At 37.9% G+C, this 23,058-nt stretch carries 13 protein-coding genes; 5 read left to right on the plus strand and 8 right to left on the minus strand.

Annotation, left to right across the window (positions count from 1 at the left end):
* Positions 1-60 precede the first annotated feature (60 nt).
* From MM236_RS01325 to uxuA, 6 genes are all read right to left on the minus strand, one after another.
* Entirely contained in the window at positions 61-1,230 is a 1,170-nt protein-coding gene (locus MM236_RS01325) for a DUF4934 domain-containing protein (protein ID WP_241273122.1), read from the minus strand.
* 481 nt (positions 1,231-1,711) lie between these two features.
* Positions 1,712-3,025, minus strand: coding sequence for a xylose isomerase (gene xylA / locus MM236_RS01330; protein ID WP_241273123.1), 1,314 nt, complete (start codon positions 3,023-3,025; stop codon positions 1,712-1,714).
* 221 nt (positions 3,026-3,246) lie between these two features.
* Positions 3,247-4,740, minus strand: a complete 1,494-nt coding sequence (locus MM236_RS01335) for a xylulokinase (RefSeq protein ID WP_241273124.1) — start codon at positions 4,738-4,740, stop codon at positions 3,247-3,249.
* Positions 4,741-4,762: 22 nt separating this feature from the next.
* Positions 4,763-7,615, minus strand: coding sequence for a glycosyl hydrolase 115 family protein (locus MM236_RS01340; RefSeq protein ID WP_241273125.1), 2,853 nt, complete (start codon positions 7,613-7,615; stop codon positions 4,763-4,765).
* A gap of 51 nt (positions 7,616-7,666) precedes the next feature.
* Entirely contained in the window at positions 7,667-7,849 is a 183-nt protein-coding gene (locus MM236_RS01345; RefSeq protein ID WP_241273126.1) for a YbbN family protein, read from the minus strand.
* A gap of 1 nt (position 7,850) precedes the next feature.
* Positions 7,851-9,032, minus strand: a complete 1,182-nt coding sequence (gene uxuA, locus MM236_RS01350) for a mannonate dehydratase (RefSeq protein ID WP_241273127.1) — start codon at positions 9,030-9,032, stop codon at positions 7,851-7,853.
* A 723-nt stretch (positions 9,033-9,755) separates the two neighbouring features.
* On the opposite strand from uxuA, the gene MM236_RS01355 reads away from it, so the two are divergent.
* Positions 9,756-10,790 carry a LacI family DNA-binding transcriptional regulator gene (locus MM236_RS01355; RefSeq protein WP_241273128.1) on the plus strand — a complete coding sequence of 345 codons (1,035 nt, stop codon included), beginning with the start codon at positions 9,756-9,758 and terminating at the stop codon, positions 10,788-10,790.
* 65 nt (positions 10,791-10,855) lie between these two features.
* On the opposite strand, the gene MM236_RS01360 is transcribed toward MM236_RS01355, so the two are convergent.
* Together MM236_RS01360 and MM236_RS01365 are read right to left on the minus strand one after the other, a co-directional pair.
* Entirely contained in the window at positions 10,856-12,799 is a 1,944-nt protein-coding gene (locus tag MM236_RS01360; RefSeq protein WP_241273129.1) for a RagB/SusD family nutrient uptake outer membrane protein, read from the minus strand.
* A 5-nt stretch (positions 12,800-12,804) separates the two neighbouring features.
* Positions 12,805-15,909 (minus strand): SusC/RagA family TonB-linked outer membrane protein, encoded by a 3,105-nt coding sequence (locus MM236_RS01365; protein ID WP_241273130.1) that lies wholly within the window; start codon positions 15,907-15,909, stop codon positions 12,805-12,807.
* 525 nt (positions 15,910-16,434) lie between these two features.
* Here MM236_RS01365 and MM236_RS01370 point away from each other — a divergent pair.
* From MM236_RS01370 to MM236_RS01385, 4 genes are all read left to right on the plus strand, one after another.
* Complete coding sequence (locus tag MM236_RS01370) at positions 16,435-18,573, plus strand: alpha-glucuronidase family glycosyl hydrolase (protein WP_241273131.1); 2,139 nt, start codon at positions 16,435-16,437, stop codon at positions 18,571-18,573.
* A 412-nt stretch (positions 18,574-18,985) separates the two neighbouring features.
* A complete protein-coding gene (locus MM236_RS01375; RefSeq protein WP_241273132.1) occupies positions 18,986-19,735 on the plus strand; it encodes an SDR family NAD(P)-dependent oxidoreductase in 750 nt (249 codons plus the stop codon).
* 41 nt (positions 19,736-19,776) lie between these two features.
* On the plus strand, positions 19,777-20,895 hold the full coding sequence (locus MM236_RS01380) for an endo-1,4-beta-xylanase (protein WP_241273133.1): 1,119 nt from the start codon (positions 19,777-19,779) through the stop codon (positions 20,893-20,895).
* Between the two features lie 105 nt (positions 20,896-21,000).
* Positions 21,001-22,950: a 7TM-DISM domain-containing protein gene (locus MM236_RS01385; RefSeq protein WP_241273134.1), complete on the plus strand. Its 1,950-nt coding sequence runs from the start codon at positions 21,001-21,003 to the stop codon at positions 22,948-22,950.
* Positions 22,951-23,058 lie beyond the last annotated feature (108 nt).

Raw genomic sequence — 23,058 nt, forward strand, 5'->3', positions numbered from 1 at the left:
TGTCTTCAGATTACGTCATCCAACAAATTTCTGAAAACCAACACAGATTCTATCAATCGATCAATTGCTTTTTAATTTTGCTATTACAAGAATGGGATTGTCACCATTTTCGGTTTTGTCCTTCAGTTTTCTTATAGGTTCATTCTTGGATAATATAAACTTCTGAAAATTAACAGCCTCCTCAGAAGTTCCATGCAATAGATTTGGATCTAAGGTATAATATATGTCGTCACCGTCCATGCCATACATTAGACTCATCATACCAAAATCTGGCATATGCGTAAAGCCACGAGTATCATAAATTTTATCTAATTCCTTATTAAACAAAACTGTATGCATACCTTCAGTCCCACTGTAATATTGAAAATAAATCCATCTATCTGATTCAAAAATTCGATCAATATTGTAAATATATTTAGATTCCTTTAAGGCAAACATTTGGTCTCTTGAAGACAATCCCTCAATACTTTTAAGAAATTCTTCCGTGATTGTATAATTTCCAAAATCAAAACGATACTTAAGACTATAGCCTTCCATATCAACTTCATAGATGACATTTTCAAACATCGGATATACATATGCTTTGTTCTGATAAGAATAGCTACCGTGAAAAGGTGATGTAATAGAATGGTCTATGGTAAAACTCTTTTCTATAAAATTGTCCTTAAAATTTAAATCATTATCTAACGTTTTTACATAATGTTTATGGGATTCAGAATTCCTATTCCCAAAATAGAAGCAAAAACCTTTTCCATCAATTGGTATAATTGATTCTAAAGGGTCATTATATTTTCTTTTTGACAAGAACTGCAAAGTAGAATCATACATTAATAACTCCATCCCTGTTCTTTGGTTATTAATCATTAAATAACCATTAATTTCGTCAATTATAAATTGATCACAGCTCGAATATTGGTCAGGACCAGAGCCAAAACTTCCCAATTTTGAAAGAAATGTCCCATCAGCATTAAAGCAAAGAACCTTATCCCTATCCTGTATAAAATATTTATTGTTAAAGTATTTTACACTATGGATATCCCCAATTAGTGATTCATTTGTAGTTTCCAATGGCAAAAAAATGACTTCTTCAATGACTTCTGATATTGGTATTTTATTATTCTCCGTCGGATCCAGAACGAAGGTTTTTGTATCCACCATACTTTTCGTTATCTCTGTAGAATTACAAGAAATAACGAGTATAGCGATCAATATATTTAGGTATTTTGACATACAAAATTATTTTTTATGATTATCCGCAATCATGCCACTAATCAATCAAAAGATTGTTTTTTGGCAAACTGATACAAATAGATATTGGATATTTATTGATATTGGTTCGAAGTCACAGGTTAATTCAATTATTTAGATTCTACTGGTATGAAAACGGATATACATATTATTTTTATTAAAGTGGCTACAACAAAATCAATAAGTCTTTTTCAAGTAAATATCGATAAATTGTATAGGTGGTAGCAGACTTCGTGGCACATGTCTGTTGAAACACTAAATAGTTTAATTGACTTGCAAAACGTGATAAATACCACATTGGCTGAAATCACTTGAACAAAGTTATTGTCCCATCTTTTCTCATTGTATTTTTGGATTAAAACCAAAGTGTTCTTTAAAATAGAGAGGAGTAACCAATAAAGATTATCCGCTATAATTCATGTGACAAATTCACATATTTGTATCATAGCGGATAATCATCTTTCTATATAAACTGATTCAAGATATTCTCATATCTCTCTTGCTTTCCACTTGTTTTCTTAGGTTCACCAACTGCAAGTGCATGGGCTCTAAGGTCTTCAAGGGTAAGTTTGCCATTTTCGAATTCACTACCTTTTCCAGCATCAAAAGAAGCATATCTTTCTTTTCTCAAGGTCTTGTAGTCAGATTTTTGGATAATTTCATCTGCAATAATCAATGATCTTGCAAATGCATCCATACTTCCAATGTGTGCATGGAACAAATCTTCCATATCTGTAGAGTTTCTCCTGATCTTCGCATCGAAGTTCACTCCTCCTCCATCGATTCCTCCTCCTTCGAGAATCACCAACATAGATTCAGTCAACTCCTGCAAGTTGATAGCAAACTGATCGGTATCCCAACCATTCTGATAATCACCTCTGTTTGCATCTATACTACCCAACATCCCTGAATCTACAGCTACCTGCAATTCATGCTGGAAAGTATGTCCAGCCAAAGTAGCATGGTTTACTTCCAAGTTCAATTTGAAATCCTTGTCCAACCCATGTTGTCTCAAGAAACCAACAACCGTCGCTGCATCATAGTCATACTGATGTTTTGTTGGTTCCATAGGCTTTGGCTCGATCAAGAAATTCCCTTTGAAGCCTTTTGATCTAGCATAATCTCTAGCCATGGTCAAGAACTGCGCAAGGTGAGATGTCTCACGCTTCATGTCAGTATTGAGTAAAGACATATAACCTTCTCTTCCACCCCAGAATACATAATTTTCTCCACCAAGCTTGATAGTGGCATCGATTGCATTTTTTACTTGGGTACCAGCCCAAGCCAATACGTCAAAGTCAGGATTGGTAGAAGCACCATTCATATATCTTGGGTTAGAAAATACATTAGCTGTACCCCAAAGTAATTTCACCCCAGTTTCTTTTTGCTTTTCCAAAGCATAGTCAGTGATGATCTTCATTCGCTCTTCGTATTCTTCGATAGAAGCACCTTCGTCAATCAAATCCACATCATGGAAACAATAATATGGAGCACCGATTTTCACGAAAAATTCAAAAGCTGCATCCATTTTATCCTTTGCACGCTGCACTGCATCTTCGCTTGCATCCCATGGATGAACGATCGTACCTGGACCGAAAGGATCACCTCCAGTGCCACAGAATGAATGCCAGTAAGCGATGGCAAATTTAAAATGGTCTTTCATCGATTTTCCTGCAACAACTCTATTTTCATCATAGAATTTAAATGCAAAAGGATTACTTGACTCTCTGCCCTCAAACTTGATCTTGTCGATGTTTGGGAAATAAGTTTTTGACATAATACTATAGGTTTACTTTTGTTGAAATTTATTTTATTTGATTATCCGCTACTTTACCAGAAATGAAGAAAGCAAACCATCATGTTGTGGATAATCGTCAACTACGCCACGCCTGTCCGCCGTGGTGGAGCGCACAAGTGTCAACGGACGACAGTCAACAGAAATGAAAACCCGTTGATGGAGAAACTTTGTTTGGCTAGTGGAAAAGTCGCAGATAATTATTATTTTAAATGGTTTTCAAGGTTATCAAGCCAATTTGCATAGACTTCTTTATACATTTCTAATTTGCTAGGACTTGGTTCTAAGGAAGCGATTTTTTCAAGGCCAATGAAAGCATCAGCAGCATGGGCATAAATCCCTAATCCTACACCCGCTCCCCTTGCAGCCCCTTGCGATCCATCTGTATCATAAAGTTCCAAAGCGACTTCATTCATATGGATAAAAGTCTCTCTAAACAATGGACTCAAAAACATGTTTGCATGGCCTGCTTTGACTGTATTCAAGTTTAGACCCATTGCCTTCATGATGTCAAATCCATAAGTCAAAGATGCGACTATACCTTCCTGGGTTGCTCTCAATATGTGTTTTTGATTGTGTTTCAAAAGATTAATACCATTCAAATGCGCACCTATATGCCTATTTTCCATGATTCTTTCGACACCATTTCCGAAAGGTATAAAACTCAGGCCTTCTGCACCAATGGGCACTTGAGATGCCATTTCGTTCATCTCTGGATAAGAAATATTCTCCCCACCTAGCAATCTCTTCACCCAAGAATTCAAAATCCCAGTACCATTGATACATAAAAGCACTCCATAACTAGGGTTTTCTTTCGTATGGTTTACATGGACAAAAGTATTTACTCTGGATTTAGGATCGTATAGTGGCTTGTTGGCAACTCCGTAGACTGTACCAGATGTACCCGCTGTCGTTGCTAATTCCCCGTCATTTAACACATTCAAGGAAAAGGCATTGTTTGGTTGATCACCTGCTCTATACGTAATAGGGATACCAGCTTCAATACCAAGTAACTCAGAAACTTCTCGGCTCACTTCTCCTTGCAAAGAAAAAGATGGAACTGCTTTTGGCAATAGACTCTTGTCTATTCCATAATAATCAAGAAGATTCTGGGAAATTCCATTTGCCTTGAAATCCCAAAATACTCCTTCAGAAAGCCCAGATTCTGAAGTCAAAATATCACCGGTAAGCTTCATGGCAATGTAATCTCCAGGAAGCATCATTTTATGGATTTTGGAATAATTATCCGGTTCGTTTTCCTTGACCCATTTCAGTTTTGAAGCGGTGAAATTTCCTGGAGAATTCAACAAATGCGGAAGGCAATATTCTGACCCTAATGCTTCAAACGCTTGATTACCGTAACTCACTGCTCTACTATCACACCAAATGATCGATGGTCTGATTACTTGGTGATCTTTGTCAACCAAAACCAACCCATGCATTTGGTAGGAAATCCCAATAGCCTTTACCTCTCCTTTTTGGATATTTGCTGACTTCACAATTTCTCGTGTAGTTTCCACTATATACTTCCACCACATCTCAGGATCTTGTTCTGCCCAATCCTTCTGCAGAGAATGGATAGGCATTTCTACCTTAGGAAGACCTTGGGAAGACACCACTTTTCCAGTGTCCGCATCAAGCACTGTAGCCTTGACTGACGAACTCCCGATATCATATCCAATCAATAATTTTCTCATTTTCAAACAATCATTTAAGATTTTAATATACCAACACACTCTCTTTAGGACCCAAATTACTGGGCTGAAAACCTCCAGCGTCAATAATTATTTTCTGAAAAACTACTCCTGAGTTCACCAGGAAAACTTTAAGTTGATTATGCCCTTTTTCAAATTTCAATTTACGTTTTGTTAAATTGATACTGTTTGTAACCCAAGTATCCCATCTTCGCATTCTTTCATTTTCATGAATTGAGACCAATACTAGTTCTTCATCATTTACGGCTATTCCATATTGTAGTCCTTTTTCTAAATTCAGGTAATTCAATGATGGATTTGTCATAACGCTTACTTCAAACTCACCGCCTTCTTCCAACCAGACATCATAAACCAAATAACTTCCCTGTACGGTATCAATATCAGTAAAACTTATTTCAGGACTAGCCATTATTGCATTTCCTGTTTTTCCAAGATCATTTATAATTTGCCACCTCACGGGATTTACCTCATGCTTCGCAGTGAAATGATCAGCTTCCATTGAAACTACTCCATAAGACTCTACAAATCCAGAAAATGTATCTGCTATTTCATGATTATTAATTGGAATCTGTACTTCTACTTTATCCCTTCCACTTGTAATCTCAATCTTAGCAATGTGTTTCCCTTTGGGAGCTTTTGACCAATCTACCATCACAGGAACGATCAATTGATCATCAATCTTCCCAGATTCTGTTTGTATTTTCAACCAATTCAACTTGCTTTTGATTTTGAAATCAACTGGTTTTTTCCCTCTATTAAACAATTCCAAATTCATCTTTTGCACATCATAAGGCGATAATGCGATTGATTTCAAGACTTTTTCTTCAGGATAAAATGACGTCGACTGTGAAATGGCAACTCCCAAAGAACCAGATTCCGATAACTCAAGGTTTTTCAATTCAGGAATTCTATTCCTTCTTGGTTCCTGCCAGCTGGTGTAGCCAATATGGGTCTGATCCATCATATGAGACCATTTTCCATCGAGTAATTTATTGTTATAAAAATCTGAAATCAAAGAATCATTTTCAAAATAAGATTTGACTTCATCAGCCATTTTGTTGGTCAAAATCCGGCCTTGCTCAAAGTAAAGGTGGTTCAAAGCAGTACTTTCATAAAGTCTGTGAAGGTTTGCAGAAGCAGTTATTGGGTGTTCTACTAGTTGGTAGAATGCTGCATGGTACTTATCTTCCAATTTTGATTTCACAAAATCAGTTAATGCTTCAAGATCCTTCCACTCTTTGGATACAGACTCCATCTCTTCATAATAATGCACACTGTAAGTTCTTTGATCCAATAACTCAGGCTTTCTTCTTCCACTCAATTTTCCAAATCCTGACAATAGTTCAGAGATTTGGGAAGAAAATTCTTCACCAAATTGAGCTGCTGCCCAAGTTTTTGTATAGTCAGCGACTGCAGATGCTGGTATAGCATCAGGGTTCCATGCAAAATCCAAAAAGAAGGAAATTGGAAATTCCATTGGTTTGATATCACCGACATTGACTACCCACAATTCATCTACTCCATGCTTGTATGTACGGTTCATTTGCTCCCAAATTTTGGGCAAAGGATTCGTATTTATCCACTTGTAATTTCTTGGCCCACCAACATAATCAAAGTGATAGTACATTCCATAACCACCTTTTCTAGGCTTAGCTCCTATCTCAGGGAGTTTTCTTACATTTCCCCAATTGTCATCACACAGTAAAAGGGTAATATCATCAGGAACACGCATTCCTTTGTCATAGTACTCCTGAACTTCCTTGTAGAGTGCCCAAAACTGAGGTGTTTCTGAAGCAGGCTTACCTGTTACTTCTTCTATAATCTTCCTTTGATCATCGATGATTTGCTCCAGCAAAGCGATATTGTTTTCTTCACTCATTGGTTCATCGCCGTCTCCACGCATACCCAAAGAAACAGTGGACTCCATGTTTCCCTGCCTCTCCATTCCTTTTCTCCAAAAATCCTGAAGAACTTCCTTGTTTGTCTGATAATTCCAATCACCTTCACCGTATTTAGACCACTCAGCATGTGCCCTCATCAGCGGTTCATGATGTGAAGTACCGATTACAATTCCAAATTTATCAGCCAGTGGACCATTCAATGGATCATCATCATAAAACGCCCTACCCCACATAGCTGGCCATAAATAATTGCCTTGCAGTCTTAGGATAAGTTCAAATACATTTTGGTAAAACTTATGATTAAACCCTCCAAATTTCTCATGCGTCCATCCTGATAAGGCTGGTGCCTCATCATTGATGAAGATTCCTCTATATTTTACAGCAGGAGTACCTTTAGAATACACTCCATGATTGATATAAATGGAAGATTTTTCTTCTATTGGCACATCAGCCCACCAGTACCAGGGAGATACTCCTATTTGCTTTGAAAGTTCGTAAATCCCAAAAATCGTCCCTCTCTTATCACTGCCAACAATCACAAGTGCTTGATCAACATCTGGAAAAGGATTTTGGATAGTTTGGATTTGGAAGGTTTCCCATTTGTTTGCCAATGAAGAAACGTTGATTTTCCCATCCTTCACCAATTTATCAATCAACTTGCTTTGGCCAAGCTCGCCAATGATCACTACAGTTTTTTTGTCAACTCCATCTTTCAATAAATCAGGAGTCTTTCCTGTCACTGCATTGATATCTTTACGGAGGTTTTCTACAGCAATTAGAACTCCTTCATCACCCCCGTCAAAAACAATAGGCGTAGCAACTTCTTCAACCAGTTTAAAGCTATGTAAGGAAGGTGTGGAAGAAAGAATATTGGAAATGTCTGATTGGGCATTTACCATGGATATGGAAAATACCCCTAGAAAAACAATGGTGGTTATTTTAAGTAATTCCTTCATTATTTGTTAGGTTTTTATTGGGTTTGGTCAATTCTATTTAATCAAGAAGTCCTACAATCCTGTCTTTGAGCTCAATTGAGCTAGGGGCATTGCGTCCTTGTCATGAATTCTTCCGTTTTTATCTACGATCATGTATCTAGGAATAGACTGAATTTGAAATTGCTCACTCATAAACTGAAATTCATCACCATTCAATAGGCCAAAATCTAACCTGATGAATTTTGATTCTATCAAATCACATGTTGTTGGAATTCTTCATCCTAGCTATCCCCATTTCCAAACCACGCAGCTCAGCCAAGCCTTTTAGTCTTCCGATTGCTGAATAGCCAGGATTGGTTTCTTTGTGGAGATCATCAAGAATCTGATGCCCATGATCAGGTCTAAATGGAATAGGTACTTCTCTAGTGCTGTTAATGTCAACCAATTCTTTCATAACCTCAAACATATCAACATCACCATCAAGGTGATCCGATTCATAAAAGTTGCCAAACTGGTCTTTTTTGACATTTCTCAAGTGTGCAAAATAAACCCTTTCGCCAATTGCTTTCAATATCGATGGGAGATCGTTAAAACTGCCTGCACCTAGAGATCCTGTGCAAAAGCATACTCCATTGAATGGTTTGTCAACTGCATTCAAGATCCAAGACAAGTCATCATGGTTGGAGGCAATTCTCGGCAATCCCAAAATCGGAAAAGGAGGATCATCTGGATGAATTGTCATTTTGATACCATTGGATTCACACACTTCGGCTATGCTTTCTAGGAACAAGACCAAATTTCTCCTCAAACCATCCTTTCCAATTGCTTTATAAATCTCAAGGCTATTTCTCAACTGTGAAAGACTTACACTTCCTTCCGTGGGTACGCCCATGCAAATGATGGATTCCAAGAGTTGCTTTTTTTCTTCAGGAAAATCTTCAATTTTCTTCTCTAAAATCTCCAAATTAGCTTTGGAATAATCATCTCTTGCACCATCCCGCCTTAGAATATAAATATCAAAAAAAGCCAAATCAGACCAATCGAGGTAAAGAGCTTTTGCTCCATTTGGCAAAGAAAAACTCAAATCTGTTCTGGTCCAATCCAATACTGGCATAAAATTGTAGCAGATTGTTTTTAGCCCAGCTTGGGCAAGATGCGTAAGTGTTTGTTTATAGTTTTTGAGATACCTATCAGCATCTTTGGAGTTTGTTTTGATCGCTTCATGTACAGGAACTGACTCTACAACCGACCAAACCAATCCTGCCGACTCAATGATTCTCTTGCGTTCTATAATATCCTCGAAAGGCCAAATTTCCCCATGGGGAATCTGATGTAACGCAGAGACTATTCCTTTAGCTCCAGCCTGTTTGATATCAAGAAGACTTACAGGGTCATTTGGGCCATACCATCTCCAAGTCTGAATTAGATGTTTTTTCATTCAATGATTCCAATATTTTGATTTTGCTGGATTTCATTTAGCAGATACCCAACACTATTTGGTCAATAAACACTAAGTGGATTCCTAATCACAAAACCCTTACCCATTACAAACTTCTTGGATTGGGGTTTTGGCAAAATAAAACCGGAAGTTCCCAGAAGGAACTCCGGTAATGAATAATAAACCCTAATATTTATTGAACTATGAATAACAAACACAAACCATTATAGAGATTTGCAATCTGTACCAAAGTTAAATCCTAAGAATTGCTGAAAATGTCTGATTTATAGAAATCGATCCATTCGAAATTGCCTTATCGAAAAGGCAACAAAGACATTATCAGTGTGCAATTCACTTTCATGACATAAACTTGATGAAAAAAAAATAAAAATGCAACCGATTTCATAAAATTTTAAATATTTTTATGAGGATGATGATTTGAGCAACTATCAGTTAAAAGTTTGTGAAAATAAAACTTCTAAAATACAGATACAGAATTCGTTTAAAAAACAACCTTATCATTGATATCTCCGACAACAAGCATACCTTTGTGAGAAGACAAACTCAACCTGTTTGAGCGATCTATGGCAACAATCGATTTCAATAAATTTGGTGGAATTTAAATTAAAAGAAGGAAGTTTTTTATATTCCACTATTTTTACGAATAGAACACAAGCAGAATGGAAATCTATTTTGTTGAATTAAATTACATTTAATCCTAGAATGGAGAAAGACATAACGATATACGACATCGCAAGGGATCTTGGTGTTTCACCCACTACGGTAAGCAGAGCGTTAAACAACCACCCAGCTGTAAAGGAAAAGACAAAGAAAAAGATTTTTCAGGCGGCTTCTGACATGGGTTACCAGTCCAATATATTTGCTGCGAACTTGAGAAGCAAAAGGACAAACAATATCGGCGTGATCGTACCAAGTTTGAACAGTAATTTCCAGGCATCAGTATTGGCTGGGATGGAGAAAGTAGCCAATGCTGCAGGATTCAATCTAGTAATAAGTCAATCACTCGAGTCCATTGAAAAGGAAATTGCCAATACCCGCTCTATGTTCAATAGTAGGGTTGATGGATTATTGGTTTCTTTGGCAAGCGATGCCGAGAATTTGGCACATTTTGCTCCATTTCACAAAAGAGGTATACCCGTCATCTTCTATGATAGGATTGCCAACAGCGACAGTAGCACTGGTGTCGCCATTGACAATATTCAAGCCGCACAAATAGCTACCAACCACCTTATAGACCAAGGTTGCAAAAAGATAGTTCATGTATTGGGAAGTACAAATGTAAGTGTGTATTCTGACCGATTAAAAGGCTATAAATATGCCTTGATGGACAAAAATATTTCTTTCGATCAAGATCAAATCATTGTACTCTCTGACATCAATGAAGAAGCTGGTGAGAAGATCGTAGCACAAATCTTGAAAATGGATCCACTTCCCGACGGTATTTTCATTTCCAACGATGCATGTGCAGCTAGCTGTATGAACCATCTAAAGCAAAAAGGCATAAGAATCCCTGAAGACATGGCTATTGTAGGATTCAACAATGAATTGATTTCAAGACTTGTAGAACCAAAAATCACCACGATTAACTACCCTGGGTTTGAAATGGGAGAAGTTGCCATGAAAAACATGATCAATTATTTGGACGAACCTTCAAACACCACCCTTCACAACACAAACAAAATTACTTTAAGATCAGAATTACTGATCAGAGAGTCTTCTTTGAAAAAGAAAAAATAAAAAATGGAAACTTTTAAAGCTTCCATTTTTTATTTTTTAAAATCTAAAGAAATCCAATTTTCAAATCAATAGCCAGGGTTTTGATAGATTGCCCTATCCCCTTCCATGGCATCAATTTGACCTTGAGGAATAGGTCTCAAGTAATGAAAAGGCTGAATGTTTCTGGTGACAGTTTGAGGAGTACGGTCACTATAACTCATCCCTCCTATCTGATATGTCCCAGCGAGCTCTTCCCACTTTTGAGTTCTGATCAGGTCATACCACCTGTATCCTTCCCCATAGTATTCTCTCGACCTCTCAGCCAAAATATAGTTGACATCTATTTCAGCTGGAGTAGCTGCTATCATTTCAGCGCTATTATCTTCGATTTTTTCTTCATTTCCATTGTTATTCCATCTCCATACACCTGCTCTTGCCCTGATCACATTGATCAATTCGCGAGCACTCATAGACCCTGTAGCACCTTGTACCGCCGCTTCTGCTGCTATGAAATAAAGTTCAGACAGCTTGGCAATATTAAAAGGTCTAGTACTACCAGCATTTGGTTCCCCAAGACCTGATCCACTATCCGTTCTATAGGGCCCAAGCTTCCAAAGACCTGGGTGAACAATCCTACTTATACCACTCGGGGAAATGACAAAATCTGATCTTCCAGGTAAAATTCCTGCACCTATATTTCCTCCCAAACTCGAAGGAGACGGGTAATTTATCGCTTGATCAGGCTCTTCGTCCAAAAAGGTTAGAATAGCATCACCTGCCTGAACTTCCATTAAGTTTGCATTATACATAGGCCCACTAATCAATGGAGTCCTGTCATTATTAGCTCTATAAACTGTAGTGAATGTCCCATCGTACCTAGAGTCATTGGTTTTGTCTGCAAAAGTATTGGTAATCACACCAATAGGCGGAGCCATTCTTGTCCAAGGCCTACCTGTAGCTTGAATTGCTTCCCTTCTGACAGACTCTATATTACCCACCCATTCACTTGAAGATGAACTACTTCTGAGCACTGTGTAATTCCATGTCATCATCCAGCCAGCAAAATTATCCGGTGCAGCACCATTACCCCACACGAGACTTCCACCATTGTAGAATTCACTATCCTCAGTATGATCAGCATATAATAGCAACTCGCTATTTCTATCGTTCTGAGCCAAATTCACATCGTAAAATGTTTCTTGAAGAGAAAATGGCCCTGGATCATTAATTGCATCCATTGCTATATTATAAGCTTCTTGATAATACCACTGAGCCGAATTTCCATCAGGATCCTGTCTTGGCGTCTCTGGATAAGTTGGTATGTTGTTTGGATTATCTAGCCACCAAGCATACGTCAAATATGCCTTTGCCAAGTACAGCCTTGCCAAAGTTTTAGTCGCTGTGCCTGTTAGCCTTGGGACAGAAGGCAAATCGTCAATAGCCTGAAGCATATCGGGAAAAACACCTCTTGTATAAACTTCCGGAACTGTATTTCTTACTGATGTCCTAGAAGGTTCAATATTGAAAGCCAATTCACCTGAGCCTAAATCCAAAGGAACTCCTCCGAAAGTCTGAACTAGCAAGAAATAGTCAAAGGCCCTAAAGAACCTTGCTTCCGCAACTAGCGCCTCTGAAACTCCAGCTTCTGGAGCAAATTCAATAATCCCATTAGCTGTATTGATATTTGAAAAAGCGGCTCCCCAGAGTGCATCTGCTCTACTGTTGTTAGGATCAATATCTCCTTGACCACTTAAGTCCATCACCAGAAAATTTTGATCTGCACTTTGTGCATAAGTAGCTTCATCAGTTCCTGTAAGAGTGGTATTATAATAGTATGCTTGTCCATATATATATCTTAAATGTGCATACATAGAGGTAATACCTCCAAAGATTCCTTCCTCAGTTTGGAAAAAACCTGGTTCAAAAATGCTCCTTGGTTGCTCTTCTAATATGTCTGTACATGAAACTAAAAGCAAACCAGTCAAAAGAAACACCTTGATTGATTTTAAGTATAATTGTATATTTTTCATGGTATTTAGAATGTCAAGTTAAGACCTATAATAAAATTTCGTGTAGCTGGTGAATTGGTACCAATGGTTAACAACCTACTTGGAATAGCATCTGTAATGGCTGCATTCTGGTCACCAAACGAGTTGGTCTCTGGATCCAAACCAGTTTCTCTGTTGAATGGAGAAAATAGGACAAATGGATTTTGAACTGCACCATAAACCCTTAATCTACTCATTCCTGACTTGGTCATCCACTTGGAAGCATTGTCAAAATTATACCCCAAAGTCATTGTACGGATCTTCAAATACGATGCATCAAAATAGCCTAAAGTACTTCCATACTTTGGATTATCACCACTTGCCAAACCACCAGGTGCAGGATACCTAGCCTCTGTATTCTCTGGAGTCCAGTAATCCACAGACACATTATTCCTCCTACCACTCATTAGGTTCAAATAACCTGACGAAGAATGAAGGGTACTGATCAATACTCCGCCACTTTTGAAAGTACCTATAATACTTAGATCAAAATTTTTGTAGGCAACACGGGTATTGAAACCACCCATAAAGTTTGGCTGAAGATCTAGGATTTGACGATCATCTGGACCAATCGCTCTGGTAGGAACTCCTTCATCATCAAAATCACCAGTATATTTCACTTTAATCATACCTACGTTTCCTCCTGGCTCCAAAATATCCCTGTGAGCATCACCTTCCTGCCACAAACCAACATACTGATGATCAAAAATCACATCGATTGGGTGTCCGACAAACCACCAGTTTCCCTCATCCCTATCTTGCCCTGAAGCCAAAGAAACCAATTGATTTCTATTCGCATAAATATTGACTCCAGCTTCCCAACTCCAGTCATTGTTTTCGAATATCAATCCATTTAAAGCCAACTCCACACCTTTGTTTTGAGTCTCGCCAATATTTGCTGTATAGCTCCCTACTCCAGAAGTAGCCGGAAGGTTTACTCCCAAAAGGATATCCTTTGTGTTTGTAATATAGTACTCCAAACTACCAGTCAGTCGGTTGTTAAACAAACCAAAATCAACCCCTACATTGTAAGTTTCTGAATATTCCCATCCTAGATTTGGATTCGGAAGAGAATTTACAAAGTACCCTGTCAATAAGGCATCATTGCCAAAGTTATATGGCCGTATTCCCAAACCTCCCAAAGTAGCATATGGAGCTATCGCTTGATTTGATGTTTGTCCATATCCAAGTCTGAGTTTGAGCATATCCACTTGAGAGACATTATTCATAAATGATTCTTTGCCAAGATTCCAACCTACCGAGACAGCGGGATAGGTATGCCATTTGTAACCAGGAGCTAGTCTGGAAGACCCATCAGACCTCAGCGTTGCAGAGATCATATATTTATCATCGTAAGAATACATCACACGACCCATTAATGAACTCAAACCCCAAAGCTGATAATTTTGGTCATTAGGATTGATTTGGATTTCACCGTCTGAATTTCCCAGGTTGTAAAACTGGAATTGATCGGCTGCAATATCCCTTGCCCACATTCTCGAGCTATAGAACTTATTCTGTTCGTTGGCATATAAAGCTGTCACATTTACAATATGCTTATCTGCAAAAATCCTGTCATAGGTAATCAAATTCTCCATGATCCAATGAAAATTATGTGAATTACCTACCGCTGCAAACGACTCCGTATCTGGATTTGGGCTATTTACTCCTCTGGCAGTAAACTCGCCATTGTTGGTTTGACGATAATCCAAACCTAAGTTTGCTCTATATTTCAAACCTTCTATACCTGGAATTTTCAACTCAGCATAAAGGGCATTGTAGGTGGCATAAGTTCGGTTTTCATTCAACCATTGCCCATCCAATTCATTCAACACATCTCTTGTTCCAACCCAAACATCATCCATTGGCATACTAATATTTCTTCTTCTAGAACCATCAGGATTAAATGGACTTGCAAGTGGGGACAAACTTAATATACCATACGAACCTACCTGTGAACCTTGAGTTGTATTGAAGTTACTATTGCTGTTGAACCCAATTCTCAAATGATTCCCAATTTCCTGATCCACCGCTGCTCGCATCGAAATCCTATCAAACTGCTGGGTCGGTACAACCCCTTCATCATGATAATATCCCAATCCAAAGCTATACGTGCTTTTCTCTCCACCACCAGACACATTTACATCATGACTAGACATTGTACCTGTCTGATAAAACAATCCTTGCCAATCTGTATTTACATCATTGGATTCGCTTGCACCTGGGCTTTCGAACAAACCAGCAGCTTCCCTCATTGCAAGAAACTCAGGGCCATCCATCATAGGGTAAGGTGAAAAAACTGTCCGAGGACCATGAAAACCACTATAACTCACCTTTGCTTTCTGTCCCTTAAATCCTTTTTTGGTAGTAACCAAAACCACACCATTTGCTCCCCTAGATCCATAAATGGCAGTAGCAGAAGCATCTTTCAAAATATCAATGCTATCAATGTCTTCGGGATTGATATCTGCTATTGATCCAGCAAAAGGTATCCCATTCAGCACAATCAAAGGATCATTGCTGGCAGTAAGAGACCTATTTCCACGAATCCTAATTTGCATTGTAGCTCCAGGCTGCGAGGAAGTCTGGGAAATATCTACACCAGGCAATCTACCTTGTAGTGCTTGTGATATGTTCGCTGAGGGAACTTCTCGCATAACATCTCCTCCAATCGATGCCACTGAGCCAGTGACAGCTTCTTGCCGCATGGTACCGTAACCCACCACAACGACTTCGTCCAAGGAACTGACATCAGCACTCATATTGACCGTAATAGATGATCTATTTCCTACCAAAATCTCTTGGGTAGCAAATCCTATGTAGCTCACTACCAAAGTAGCTCCACTCTGTACACTGATACTAAAATCACCATCCAATCCTGTAACTACACCATTTGTAGTACCTTTTTCCTGAACCGAAGCTCCCGGCAGTCCCATTTCTTCTTCATCGAGAACCACCCCCGTTATGTTCACTGTTTGAGCTTCTGATAAAAAGCTAACAAAAGTAAATAATAGCATTGCCCAAATTTGGGCAAACCATTTAACAGATTTTTTTTTCCCAGGTCCATTAATCCTAGCTGATCTTAAATCCATAAGTCTGATTATTTTGAGGTTTAGTTTTTTGAAAGTATCAATTAGATCACTATCAGTTTCTTAAATCAAAAAACTGATACTTTTCCATCAATAATCATTAAACTTCCTAAAAATTCATTTTAATTGCAACCGATTTCATTAAAAATTGTGTTTTTTTACATAAAATTTATAGAAATTATTCTACAAAAATCGAAATCTAGAGTAAATAGGACCATCTCTTTGCTCAATAAATAAAATTCTGACACAAAATAAAAGCGCTTATTTTTTTTCAAAAACTGCACTAAAACACCAAAAAATGAAACAAACAGTTTAAACGGCATATTTTAGCAATACCCAAACAAGCAGAAACAATACAATATGAACTCTAGATTGATTTAACAGAATATAAATCTATTAAGAAAAATAATGTAACCGATTTCATTTAAATGCTTTGATCAAGGAGTCAAATATGGTATTTTTGAGTTTACCAATTTGTTTCTGAAAGTAGAATCACGCAAAACCCAATTAGAACCTAACCCTATTGAAATGAAAATTCTTTTCTTCAGCCTACTTCTCATAATAAGTACTACTGTTACTAATGCGAATGACGGCTACAAACTCTGGTTGCAATACAATCAATTAGAAAATCCAAGTGAGTGGCAAAAAGACTGCTTTGAACAGTACAAAATCAATGGCTCTTCTTCCACTTTGGACATTATTGATGATGAAATTCAAAAAGCTAGTATGGGATTTTTTCAAAAAGTAGCCAATCAGGAGCAAAACAACCCTAAACTTATTATTTCCAAAATATCGGATTTGGACTTGAAAAAATTCAAGCTAGATGCTACAAAAATAACTGACCTTGGCTCTGAGGGTTTTTTCATTCAAGAGTTGGTGACAGATTCTCAAGACAAAACTACAATAGTAGCCGCAAATACTGATATAGGCTTACTATACGGAACTTTCCACCTTCTTCAAAAGATCCAGAAAAACGAGTGGATACCAATAGAAGGTATTTTTCAATCACCCAAAACACAACACAGGTTACTGAATCATTGGGACAATTTAGACAGAACAGTAGAACGGGGCTATTCTGGCTTCAGTATTTGGAACTGGCACAGACTTCCTCGCCATATTGATCAGCAATATATAGACTATGCAAGAGCAAATGCTTCCATTGGAATCAACGGAACTGTATTAACAAACGTCAACGCCAACTCTCTTGTATTGACACCAGAATATTTGGAAAAAGTAAAAGCACTGGCAGACACATTCAGACCCTATGGGATCAAAGTTTACCTAACTGCTAGGTTTTCCTCACCTATTGAAATCGGAGGGATCAAAACGGCCGATCCACTTGATAAGGAAGTACAAAACTGGTGGAATAAAAAAGCCAAAGAAGTATATGAGTACATCCCTGATTTTGGAGGATTTGTAGTAAAAGCTGATTCGGAAGGACAACCTGGACCTCACAATTATGGCCGAACCCAAGCAGATGGTGCCAATATGCTTGCAGACGCCGTAGCGCCTTTTGGGGGGATTGTCATGTGGAGAGCTTTCGTATATAGCGAAAAGACCCCCGATGATCGACACAAACAAGCATTTAATGAATTCAAACCTTTGGACGGGACTTTTCGCGAAAATGTAATCGTACAAGTAAAAAATGGAGCGATAGATTTCCAACCAAGAGAGCCATTCCATCCTCTTTTTGGCGCAATGCCAAAAACCCCTCTGATGATGGAATTCCAAATAACACAGGAATACTTGGGACATGATACCCATCTTGCTTTTTTGGCACCTATGTATGAGGAAGTACTAAAAGAAGACACCTATGTAAATGGAGAAGGAAGTGAGGTAGCAAAGACAGTTGACGGGAGCCTGCATTCCCACAAATTGACAGCCATGGCTGGTGTCGCAAATATTGGTACTGATAGAAATTGGACGGGGCATCACTTCCATCAAGCCAATTGGTTTGCCTACGGAAAATTGGCATGGGATCCCTATGAAACATCTGAAAACATAGCAGAAGATTGGCTTAAATTAACTTTTACTAATAATCCCGATTTTGTTGATCCTGTGAAAGAGATCATGCTTGATTCTCGGGAAATGGTAGTCAACTACATGACACCACTCGGCTTACATCATATTATGGCTGAAAGTCATCACTATGGACCTGGCCCCTGGGTAACTGGTGGATCAAGAGCTGATTGGACTGCAACATACTACCACCAAGCAGATGAAAATGGGATTGGATTTGACAGAACAAGTACAGGAAGTAATGCCCTTGGGCAATATGCCGAGGAAATTCAGACTAAATGGGGAGATGTCAATTCAATTCCGGAAGAACATCTACTTTGGTTTCACCATGTTTCATGGGATCATCAATTGCAAAATGGTGATAACCTTTGGAACAACCTTGCTAAGTACTATCAAAAAGGTGTAGAGGAAGCAAGAAAAAATGTCAAAATATGGGAATCTTTAAAAGGGAAAATCGATGACGATAGGCATCAACATGTCTTATCATTTATGACTATCCAAGCTGAAGAGGCCGAATGGTGGAGAGACGCTTGTCTGCTCTACTTTGGTCAGTTTTCCAAAATGCCGATCCCTGAAGGTGTAGAAAAACCCAAGTATGACTTGGAACATTACATGAATTACAATCCAAAAAATGTCCCCGGGATTTGAGGAGTAGTTAGAATGTTTGAAGGTTAGGGGATTGGAAGATTGAAAGATTGGAAGATTGGAAGATTGAAAGATTATGGGATAGAGATAAACTCTGTTGAGATATAGCTTTCCATGAATTTACTAGTCGGGAGTAGGTTGTAAATTATTACTACATCTTGCGTATTGTGTCTTATATCTTTCTAAAGAAGGTTGAAAGATTGGAAGATTATGGGTAAGGGATAAACTCTAGGGTTGAAATATAGCTTTCCTTGACTTTACTATTCGGGAGTAGGTTGTAAATTATAGCCACTTCTTATGTCTTGTATCTTGCGTCTTGTGTCTTGCGTCTTGTGTCTTATGTCTTGTATCTTGTATCTTGTGTCTTCCCAGCATTGTCTGAAAATCAAATTCTAGCAATTAAAAAAGTATTAAAATGAATCAACAAACTCAAAAGATAGCAATAGTAACAGGTGGAGGGTCAGGACTTGGTTTGGCGACTAGTAGAAAATTTGTCAAAGAAGGAATAAAGACCATTATTATCGGACGTGATTCCAAAAAACTGGAAGATGCCAAAAATGAATTGGGTGAGCTTGCATACCCTATATCCTTTGACTTAAGTGACCTTGGTAAAATCCCAAAGCTTGTAGAAGACATAAAGTCAGAGTTTGGCAAAATCGACATTTTGGTAAACAATGCGGGTATCAATATGAAGAAAAACTTCCTTGAAGTCACTGATGAAGATTTCTTTAACGTGATCAATACAAACGTATTTTCTGTATTTGCTATCAGCAGAGAAGTATCAAAAGTAATGGTAGCGCAAGGAAATGGATCGATAATAATGATCTCTTCAATGGCTGCAAAATATGGTATTCCAAAAGTCATTGCCTATACAGCTGCCAAAACAGCCATCGAAGGCATGACCAAAGCTATGGCTGTTGAGCTTTCTCCATTGGGAATCAGAGTCAACAGTGTAGCACCAGGTTTTATCTTTACAGCCATGTCATCCAAAGCATTGGATTCTGATCCTGAAAGAAAAAACAAAGTACTTGGAAGAACCCCAATGGGTAGATTGGGTGACCCATCAGACGTCGCAGAAGCTGTATATTACTTTGCCTCTGACACTTCTATGTACGTGACAGGCACTTCACTCGCAGTAGATGGAGGCAATTCTATAGGATTCTAAACTATAACTAACAATACATCAACCCCAAACACATAATCTATATGAAAACCCAACTTCGTATTTTTATTTACATATTGGCAATCTCTATCTTCAACACCTCCTATGTCTCATCACAATCCTTGAAAAAAAGTTACGAGGGTATATTTGACATAGGTGCAGCCGTAGGAGTAAGAGAAGCAAATGGTACCGATACAAAAGCATTTCCAATATTGGACAAACACTTCAATAGCCTGACACCAGAAAACCTGATGAAATGGGGATCGATTCACCCAAGACTTGGGCAATATAATTTTGAGCCGATGGATCGATTGGTAGCCTTGGCTGAGAAAATCGATGCAAGGGTCATTGGACACACTTTGGTTTGGCACAATCAGACTCCGGATTGGGTGTATGAAGATGAAAATGGAGAAAGGCTTTCAAAAGATGCTTTGCTCCATAGGATGGAAGAGCACATAGAAGCTGTAGCGGGTAGATACAAAGGAAAAGTATTTGGCTATGATGTAGTGAACGAGGCGTTTTTTGATGATGGTCAGTACAGAACCTCTAAATGGTACGAAACAGCAGGAAAAGACTTTATCAAAAGAGCTTTTATCAAAACGCAGGAAGTGGATCCAGATGCAGAGTTGTATTACAATGATTACAACATGTGGAAGCCGGAAAAAACTGACGCCGCAATCCAACTTGCAAAAGAGCTACGTAAAGAAGGCATCAGAATAGACGGAATTGGAATGCAGGGACATTATGGATTGGACTCCCCTAGTCTTGAAATAATTGAAACTGCAATAAACAAAATAGCAGATGCGGGATTTAAGGTGATGTTTACTGAAGTTGATATTGACGTATTGCCAAACCCTGTCAATAGACATGGTGCTGACATCGATGCGACATTCCCTGCTGATGAAAGTTATAATATCTATAAAGAAGGCTTACCAGATGAAATTCAAGCAAAACTTGTGAGCAGATACAAGGAGTTATTTGAACTATTTAAAAAACACGAGGAAAAAATCACTAGAATTACATTCTGGGGAGTACATGATGGAGGGAGTTGGCTAAACAACTGGCCAATGCCTGGCAGGACCGCATATCCTTTGTTATTTGACAAAGACTACCAAGAGAAAAAAGATATCATACAGGCAGTAATAGATGTTGCTCAAAATTGATTTACAAAATTGATTTATGAGACTACAAAAAGGCAATCCACTACTTTCCATTAAATAGAATGGTAAAGTAGCTGGATCTTTCTAAATTGGATTGATATAAAGCATATGATTAGAATTTTATCAAAATCACCAGATCAAAGGTTCAAATTGAGAGACGAGAGAATTACTTGGTATAAATTCCTGGTACTTTCTTCCTTTTTGGTATGCTTTGGTATTCAAGCTTATGCCAATGAAAAAACAGTGATCAAACTGACCGATGACATCTCTGAAGTTTTTGTAGCAACAAAATTTGATTTTTTCTTGGACACAGCGGGGATATATTCGGTTCAGGAGATTTCCGATGAGCGTTTTCAGGGGAAATTTCAAAAAGTGACAGATACGCATGTTTTATTTGACTATCTTGACTCACCGGTTTGGATGCGCTTTACGATTGAAAACAACCAAAATAAATACAATCATTCATGGTATTTAGAATCTTGGGGTTTCGACATCAAAAACATCACTTTCTATTTCCCAAACCCTGATGGATCTTTTAGACCTTCCAATGCAGGGTTTGAAATGCCATTTGAAGAAAGGGATATCAAACACAAAAATTTCAATTATTTTCTTGATATTCGGCCAAATGAAACCAAAACTTTCTATATCAAAGTAAAGAGAAGCTATAATCAGGAGTTTAGTTTTCACCTCAGAACCAATGAAAAATTCTTGGTTCATTCCCTGAACGAGTATTTTCTATTGGGGATTTACTATGGTGTGCTGATCATCATCCTCACTTTCAACTTGTATCTTTTTTATAGACTTCGAGATACCTTATATCTCTATTTTCCTTGTTTGATTTTAGCTTGTATTTGGTTTTCCCTAGGAAGAGATGGTTTGGGCTTTCAATTTTTGTGGCCAAATGCACCATGGGTAAACAAACTCAACAATGAGAGATTTATAGAATTGATAATCATTTTGTCCACTTTACTATTTTCAGATAGATTTGTTCAGAAGTATACCAAAAGCAAACGCGTCCTGACTTTTACCTACATCGCAATTTTACTCAAGGTGATCCTGTTTTTAAGCCAAATATTTATCTATGAGTTGAATTACATCGCGTATATCATCATCACGATCATCATCTTATCCATACCATTCTCTATGGGTCTATATGCTTTGATCAAGGCTAAAATATATTCCTGGTCCTATACCTTCGCCTATTTATGCCTTTTCTTGGTGATTGTTTATTCCTATTCCAAAAGCATTCAGTTGTTCAGCAGCCCAGTGATCAACTGGTACTTTGTGTATCCGGTAATATTTATGGAAATGATTTTGTTTTCATTCTCAATATTCAATCAGCTTAAATTTCTCCAGAACCAATTTTTGGAAGCCAACGAAGAGAAAACAATTGCTCTGGAGAGAAACAACCAACTTACTCAAGAGCTCAATTCCAAACTAAAAGAAAAAGTAAGAGCAAGAACAGAGAAAATAGAAAGGATGGCTGCTGACTTGGCACAGAAAAATGTGGAATTGCAAACTACAAACCTGAAACTGGAAGAACTTAACTCCCAAGTTACGCAAATCAATAACTACCTTACCGAAAACAACGAGCTGCTCAAATCAAGTGTTGATGAAGTCACTAAAGACCTTGCTTTGATGAAAGGGCTTGATTTTGAAGATTTCAAAAATGTCTTTCCCGATAAAGAAACTTGCTTAAAATTCCTTTCGGAATTGAAATGGAAAGACAAGTATCATTGCAAAAAATGTGAATACAATAAATTCATGGAAGGCCCCAATCATGGCAAAAGATGCAAAAATTGTAATTATTATGAGTCCCCAACTGTAGATACACTTTTTCATAAACTTAAATTTCCGATTGAAAAGGCATTCTACATTCTTTACCTCTCCAACCGAAAAGATGTAGATCTTACGTTGAACGAACTTTCTGAGATATTGGAATTGAGAAGAGAAACCTGCTGGGCCTTCAAAAACAAAATCGCACAAGCGATGGAAAAAGTAGGCCACAATACCGACTTGAATGGTTGGGAAGCGCTTGCATTGGTTCATTTGGAGTGAGTTTATGATTTCAATCTAAGAAAGATCTTACAATTTGATAATGACTACAATCCTACAAATGCTATCAAATGTGAAAATCAACTTTTCTTTAATGCTATTTACAAATTC

This window comes from Belliella calami (assembly GCF_022549695.1).
Taxonomy (GTDB): Bacteria; Bacteroidota; Bacteroidia; order Cytophagales; family Cyclobacteriaceae; genus Belliella; species Belliella calami.

Bases quoted from the DNA above. Each gene is read 5' to 3' on its own strand.
- MM236_RS01325 (WP_241273122.1), bottom strand. From the start codon at position 1,230: ATGTCAAAATACCTAAATATATTGATCGCTATACTCGTTATTTCTTGT.
- xylA (WP_241273123.1), bottom strand. From the start codon at position 3,025: ATGTCAAAAACTTATTTCCCAAACATCGACAAGATCAAGTTTGAGGGC.
- MM236_RS01335 (WP_241273124.1), bottom strand. From the start codon at position 4,740: ATGAGAAAATTATTGATTGGATATGATATCGGGAGTTCGTCAGTCAAG.
- MM236_RS01340 (WP_241273125.1), bottom strand. From the start codon at position 7,615: ATGAAGGAATTACTTAAAATAACCACCATTGTTTTTCTAGGGGTATTT.
- uxuA (WP_241273127.1), bottom strand. From the start codon at position 9,032: ATGAAAAAACATCTAATTCAGACTTGGAGATGGTATGGCCCAAATGAC.
- MM236_RS01355 (WP_241273128.1), top strand. From the start codon at position 9,756: ATGGAGAAAGACATAACGATATACGACATCGCAAGGGATCTTGGTGTT.
- MM236_RS01360 (WP_241273129.1), bottom strand. From the start codon at position 12,799: ATGAAAAATATACAATTATACTTAAAATCAATCAAGGTGTTTCTTTTG.
- MM236_RS01365 (WP_241273130.1), bottom strand. From the start codon at position 15,909: ATGGATTTAAGATCAGCTAGGATTAATGGACCTGGGAAAAAAAAATCT.
- MM236_RS01370 (WP_241273131.1), top strand. From the start codon at position 16,435: ATGAAAATTCTTTTCTTCAGCCTACTTCTCATAATAAGTACTACTGTT.
- MM236_RS01375 (WP_241273132.1), top strand. From the start codon at position 18,986: ATGAATCAACAAACTCAAAAGATAGCAATAGTAACAGGTGGAGGGTCA.
- MM236_RS01380 (WP_241273133.1), top strand. From the start codon at position 19,777: ATGAAAACCCAACTTCGTATTTTTATTTACATATTGGCAATCTCTATC.
- MM236_RS01385 (WP_241273134.1), top strand. From the start codon at position 21,001: ATGATTAGAATTTTATCAAAATCACCAGATCAAAGGTTCAAATTGAGA.